Source organism: Candidatus Paceibacterota bacterium (assembly GCA_035404205.1).
Lineage (GTDB): Bacteria > Patescibacteriota > Minisyncoccia > UBA6257 > JAVHQB01 > JAVHQB01.
Genome location: DAONGQ010000002.1, coordinates 13,958 through 20,708 on the forward strand (window position 1 = coordinate 13,958; position 6,751 = coordinate 20,708).

Annotated in this window: 6 protein-coding genes; all 6 read left to right on the top strand. The window is 38.7% G+C overall.

Annotation, left to right across the window (positions count from 1 at the left end; translation table 11 throughout):
• Positions 1–1,971, top strand: a 1,971-nt coding sequence (locus PK547_00665; protein HPR91236.1) for a hypothetical protein, incomplete at its 5' end; no start/stop codon positions are given.
• 45 nt (positions 1,972–2,016) lie between these two features.
• Positions 2,017–3,492 carry a hypothetical protein gene (locus PK547_00670; protein ID HPR91237.1) on the top strand — a complete coding sequence of 492 codons (1,476 nt, stop codon included), beginning with the start codon at positions 2,017–2,019 and terminating at the stop codon, positions 3,490–3,492.
• 127 nt (positions 3,493–3,619) lie between these two features.
• Positions 3,620–3,904 carry a hypothetical protein gene (locus PK547_00675; protein ID HPR91238.1) on the top strand — a complete coding sequence of 95 codons (285 nt, stop codon included), beginning with the start codon at positions 3,620–3,622 and terminating at the stop codon, positions 3,902–3,904.
• Positions 3,905–3,907: 3 nt separating this feature from the next.
• On the top strand, positions 3,908–4,585 hold the full coding sequence (locus tag PK547_00680; protein ID HPR91239.1) for a hypothetical protein: 678 nt from the start codon (positions 3,908–3,910) through the stop codon (positions 4,583–4,585).
• Position 4,586: 1 nt separating this feature from the next.
• Positions 4,587–6,341, top strand: coding sequence for a DUF87 domain-containing protein (locus tag PK547_00685; protein ID HPR91240.1), 1,755 nt, complete (start codon positions 4,587–4,589; stop codon positions 6,339–6,341).
• A gap of 26 nt (positions 6,342–6,367) precedes the next feature.
• Positions 6,368–6,751: hypothetical protein (locus PK547_00690; GenBank protein ID HPR91241.1), on the top strand; the 384-nt coding region annotated here is incomplete at its 3' end.

Here is a 6,751-nt window from a genome sequence, read left to right on the forward strand (position 1 = left end):
TGGTTTAAACAATTTCTTCAATTAATTAACTGCGGGATTATATCTCTAGTAAGCAAAGTAATTGAATGGGGCACGGACCTTATGAGCCTCTTTATAGACCCTAGTTTTTGGAATGGTATAAGCAAGAATCCCGCCGTTGTTGCCGGATTCGGAGCTTCTGTCCATATAGTCAATATCGTTTTCTCTGTCATTCTTGTCGTCATGGCCATTGGCACTATTTTAAACTTGAAGAGCTATAGAATCAATGATTTAATCACCAAGTTTATAGTCGTTGCCCTACTGATTAATTTCACATTGGTCATTGCCGGTTCAGTTATTGATTTGGCGAATTATCTGTCTTTATATTTTCTCAATCTAACTCAATACAGCAGCGCTGGAGGGAATATAGCTAGCGCTTGGGTAGGCATATTCAGCGGAGTCTCAAATAGGGCTTCCACTGGCGGCACGATAGGGATTCTTTTGATCACTATTTTAATAGACCTGCTGCTTCTCATAGCTATTGCGTGGGCTTTTGGCAGTATTATTTTTTCTCTCATCAAGAGAGGTTTTATGATGATGTTCCTCCTGATTCTTTCTCCCTTCGCCGTGGTCGCTTATCTGCTGCCAGCTAAAGGAATGGGGCAATGGTGGGAAAAATGGAAACAAGCTTTTCTTAAAAATACTTTTTATGGTGTTTATGTGGCTGCCGGACTGTATTTGGGAACAGTAATGTTGCAATCGTTGTGCCAAAATTTTAATGCCAGCAGTTCGGGAGGTAGCGAGGTAATGAGCTTCATGTCCGGGCTAATGACATCTTTTATGGCAGCTGGTTTTTTGATATATATAGTGCTTTTGGCAGACGAACTGGCCGGTGGCTCCGCTAAAGCAGCTGCTGAAGGCGCAAGCAAAGTGGCGCTTGGACTAGCCGCTGGAGGTCTAGCTGCCGGAGCAAGCGGAATTGCTACCCGTATTGGGACAAGTAAAACTGTTAGCGATTTAGCTACAAATTTAAGTAAGGGGAATGGTTTATCTGCCGCTTTGGGTACAAGACTTTCTTCCTTTAATAAGTCTTCTCAAGCTAAGGCGCAGGAGGACAGAAAGGCCGTTGAAGCAAAACTAGCCAATATGAATCCTGATGCTTACAAAGGAAAAGTACAGACTTTACTTGAAAAGGCTGGAAATGGGGAGAGGCTTAGCCGACAAGAGCAAAAATATTTGGCTGCTGGTCTTAATGTAATGCCCAGTAAACAGAGAAAAGAACTTTCTGCGGCTGCCCAAGAGGCTATCCCTGGAGTTACTGATAAATTCTTTAAAGACGGGACATTATCCAAACCAGAACAAAAGCAGATTAATAGTACTGTACCCGTAAGAGCCGCTCAGTTTAAAGCTTTGACTGATTATAACAAGGCAAGTAAGTCATTAGAAACAGAAACAGACCCAGAAAAAATAAAGAAATTAGAGAAGGAAAAAAAGGCTGCTATTACTGATAACGTATCAGATATCATTAATACCTTTAGATACTATAGAGCCTCTGACAATAATCGCACTGACGACATAGTACAATCAACCAAGAACCTCTTCAACATATTGGAATCTAATGAACCCGGTGGTGACCAAGCGCTTAAAGAAGCTATTTACAGAGGCTTAATAACCAATAATCCTCCCCCTTCTATATGCGGCATGGTTGATGAAATACTTAAAACAGAGGCTTTAGACGTTGAAGACCCTTCGCACAATGGAGAGAGTCTCAAAACGGTTTTTATAGAAAAACTGGCCCAACAAATAGCTTCCAACGATACTCCACAAAGAACCAAAGAGATGATTATAACCGAAGCTTCCAAAGAGAAACATGGAAATCAATTCGTTGAAGCGCTAACCAAGCAAGCAGGAATGCCGCCGGCTCCTAGAAGGGGGCGCGGCAGTGCAGCAGGGAAAAATAACACCGATGATGATGAAAGCGAAGATAATTTTGGTAATCCCAACGAAGAATAAGAGCAATTAGTAGCTATAATTAGTAGTTTAATGGCTTATTAATCAATGGATATAACTACAGAAAAAAATAGAATAAAAAATTTTTACTATTCTCATAAATACACAGAATTAATAGGGAATGTTGGCACGATTGGGAAATTATCAAAAGAACAACTGGATTTAGTTGACCATGCTTTAACCTCGCTTTTATGGGGGGATATTTCTCCAACAGAATTTATCCATACCCTTGGGGAAGATTGTCTGTTAAATGGGCAACAATATACGATTGTTTTGACTTTAGTGCAACAAAAACTCTTGGACCCTCTAAAAGAAATTTTTGATGCTATCTATAACCCGCAACCCATCAATAAAATCAGTGGTAAAGACCAGCCCATTGTAAAAGCGTCTAAGAAGGATGAGGTAATTCACCCAAGTTTTCAGGCAACAAAAATCCCTGCGCAAGCACCAATAAATATAAACAAAGACTTTGACCCTTTAGATATGTTCGACAGAGCTAAAAATGATACAAGGGTAAATGCCCAAGAAGACAATAAATCTGACCAGGAAGAAAATATAGCCCCAGCCCCTAGAATCGAAAACCAAAATATAGCAGCAACTACAAAAGAGGAAGGGCTAGAATTAAAAAATGAACCAATTAAAGAAATAAACTCTCTTAGCAGCAATCAGATAAAAGTAAACCAAGCGGCTGTTTTAGGCGGTGAAGGAAACAATAATCTTTTGGCTCTGCAAGACAGTCAAACCATTAAGCAATTCTCTCAGATTTTAAAAGACAATAACCCTATAGTAGAAAAGGAAGATTTAAATCTCTACGTTTCCAACAATGAGCCAGTGGAAGAAATTCCTAAACCATTAAATCCTATGCTTTCCGCAGAAATAAACGGTGATTATGATGATATGGAAGGCGCCCCTGCCGAAGAAAGAACTGGGTTAACAGACAAGGAGGAAACTGCCAATTCAAGCACCTTGGCCACAGTGGATGCCCAAACAGCCGAACCAAAAGAGACTACCATAAAAGAAAATATAGCTCAGAGCCATTTAAAATTTATACAGAATAATAGCCAAAAAATTCCTGAAGATAAAAACTATAGCAAGTTATTGAATGCCATGGCTCAAAAGAAGACAAACCAGCCCCCCATAGTAGGAACGTTGAGGGATACCCTTGCTCACCCAGACAAATATTCCGAATTCCGCGAAGAGCCTAAGCCAAAATTAAAAAAATATAACAGAGCCAAGAGTGAACCGGTTACAAGTTCAATAATTAGCTCCACCGAATCATCGTCAAACCTGAAAAGCAATGCTATAATGGAAGAGCCGATTGATAACGATATTATTAATTTAGCTAAAGGCATTAGCCAAGAAAGAAAAACCGCTGGCGCAGAGGAGGAAACGAACACACGCCCTCAACCGATTGTTTATAACAAACAACCCAAACCGCAGGACGACCCTTTCGAAAACATTAATAAAAACAACCAAAACCCCAAAGAAACAAACAAAAATCCTCATGTGATAGATTTAAGCTAGCCTTCTGAAGTATACTATTGCTATAAGGTTAAACTTAATTCCATATCCTGCATCAAGTGTTTGGCCGTCCTGGCATATTTCTATTAGTAAAACGCAAAATATTTGGTTATATAAATTTATTGTTTTTATGGACAGATATCAGGTACCGCAATTTATAGAAGAAGACCCTAAAATCAGCAGCTTTTTTAATATGGGGCAGCTGATTTTTATAGTCATAGGCGGGGTAATTATTTTTTTCCTTCACTTTATAGTTACGAACGGCTTTATCTTTGCTATTTTGGCTATATTGGTAGGGGCCTTATCGTTATCCTTGGCCTTTTTAAAGGTAGGCGGTCTGCCTTTTTCTAAGGTGCTTCCTGGAATTATTAAGCAGTTTTGGCATCCTAAAAATTATATTTACAAAAGCAAATAAGTTATGGTAGGCGATAAAGAATTAGCTCCTAGCCAAAGTTTAATTTCAGTAAGCGAGATTAGACAAGGCATAATTATTTTAAAGAACGGCGGCATGCGTTCTCTTTTAAAGGTAAGAGGGGTAAATTTCGAATTAAAATCCAGCGAAGACCAAAACGAACTCTTGAGCAGTTGGCAAAGTTTTTTAAACAGCCTGGATTTTTCTTTGGAAATAGTAGCTTTAAATAGGCGTTTAAATATAGACCATTATTTAGAAAATGTCCGAGGTATAATTAGCAAGGAAGAAAACCCTTATTACAGAGAGGGGGGAGAAGAATATATAAATTTTATCACCGATATCACCTCTAGTAACAATATTATAAAACATGAATACTATATAGTAATCCCCTTTGACCCAGCTACTACTGAGGCTGCTCCCACGATCAAGAATTTAATGAATAGAGTACTTAATTTAAATCGTGAAGCCTTTACAGCTACTACGGTCTTAAGCGCTGATGAGTTCGAACGCTATAGCCAACAGCTTTTGGTGCGCCAAGACAATGTAATTTTTTCCTTGGGACGCATGGGTCTAGAAGCCCGCCCTCTAAGCACTGAGGAAGCGACAACTCTGGTTTACAATTTATATAATCCTTCTGATTTTGAAAAAAACAATATTAATATTCCCGATAGTTTATTAGAATAAAATGGCTGACGAACAAAATCCTAATCAAACCTATATAGACCGCCAGAAGGCTTTTCAAAGTCTGATAGCTCCGGCTGGCTTAGAAATCCTTCAAAATCAAATAAAGCTAGGCGATAAATATGTAAAAACATTGTTTGTTTTAACCTATCCTCGGTATTTGGTGCCCAATTGGTTCAACCCTGTCATTAACTTAGGAGTAAGCTTAAATGCAGCTATTTATTTCCACCCCGTAGATAACAGCGTAATTTTAAAAAAATTAAGGGACCAATCAGCCAAGGTCCAGGCAACTATAGACGAGCAAGCCTCTAAGGGATTAGTAAGAGACCCTGTCTTAGAAACAGCTATTCAAGATATAGAAACACTGAGAGATTCTATTACCCAGGGAACAGAAAAAATATTTAAGGTGGGAATATATATCACTTTAATCGCCGATAGCCCAGAAGCGTTAAAAAAGGCGGAGGATGTGGTAGTAAACCTACTAGAAGATAAACTCATCTACCTTAAACCAGCTATTTTCCAACAATATGAGGGCTTGGAGTCTACTTTCCCTTATAACCTAGACCGGCTTTCTATCCATACCAGCTTAAATTCTTCCCCCGCTTCCACTATTTTCCCCTTCATTTCCTCGGATTTAACTGGAGATTCTGGGATTCTTTATGGGGTCAACCGCCAAAATAGCGGTTTAGTAATTTTTGATCGTTTTTCCCTAGAGAATGCTAATATGATAATCCTTTCTAAGGCTGGCGGAGGTAAGTCATATGCGGCTAAATTAGATATTATTCGCTCATTAATTCTTGGCACAGAAGTTATTGTTATTGACCCAGAAAATGAATACCAATATTTAGCGGAAACTTTTGGCGGGAGTTTTTACAAGATTTCTATCGGCTCTTCCGAGCATATCAATCCCTTTGATTTGCCTATTATTAGGGAAGATGAAACTACTGAGGAAGTTTTTAGAAGCCATGTGCTTTATCTTATTGGGCTAATAAAGCTTATGGTAGGAGCACTTACGCCTATAGAAGAAAGCCTTTTGGACCAAGCCATATACCAAACTTACGCCGCTAGAGATATTTATCCCGATAGCGACTTTACGGGTAAAGAGCCACCCCTTTTAGAAGACTTGGCCACTATTTTAAACACCATTACGGGTGGGGAGGAGCTATCGGCCAAACTATACAAGTATATTAAGGGCACTTTTGCGGGATTTGTAAACCAACCTACCAATATAGCAATAGGCAATCGTTTGATTGTCTTTAATATCCGCGATTTGGAAGAGGAACTTCGCCCTATTGCTATGTATATGACTCTCAACTACATCTGGAATTTGATTCGTTCTGAGCTAAAAAAGAGAATCCTGGTAGTTGATGAGGCATGGTATCTTATGAAATATGATGAAAGCGCATCTTTTCTCTATGGGATAGCCAAACGCTCGCGCAAATATTATTTGGGTATTACGGCCATTACGCAAGACGTAGAAGATTTTTTGGCCAATAAATATGGCAAACCCATTATTACCAACTCGTCTCTGCAAATGCTTCTAAAGCAATCTCCCGCAGCTATTGATATTATTGCCAAAACCTTTAACCTTACCGAGGTGGAACAGAGTATCCTTCTGCAATCAGATGTAGGGACGGGGCTCTTCTTTGTTGGTAATCAGCATGTCCCCATAGAAATAGTTTCCTCTTATAGCGAGGAGCAAGTGATTACTTCTGACCCTGAAGCTATTTTAGCTAGAAAAAACAATGCTAACAATTAATTAATTTTTAATTTTTCAATATTTTAATGCGAAAAAAAAATAAAAATTTTGTTATCACCTTGCTGCTACTGACTATTTTTAGCTTGCCCCTAATAACCTTAGCTGATATTAATTCCTATAAACTAGAACAGGGAATTCCCTTCATAGGTGGAGCTGGAGCGACTTTAAGCTATGGTGATTTTAATAAACTATTTGAAAGATTTATCACCATTGTATATATAATTGCCGCTATAGCCGCTTTCATAAAGATACTGATAGCGGGAATAAAGTGGTACACTTCCGGTGGGAGTTCTAAAGCCATTAGTCAAGCAAAAGAAGATATAAAAAATGGCCTGATAGGATTATGCTTCCTCCTCTTAGCGGGAATACTTTTGGAATTTATAAATCCCAATTTGAATAAATTGAGTGAT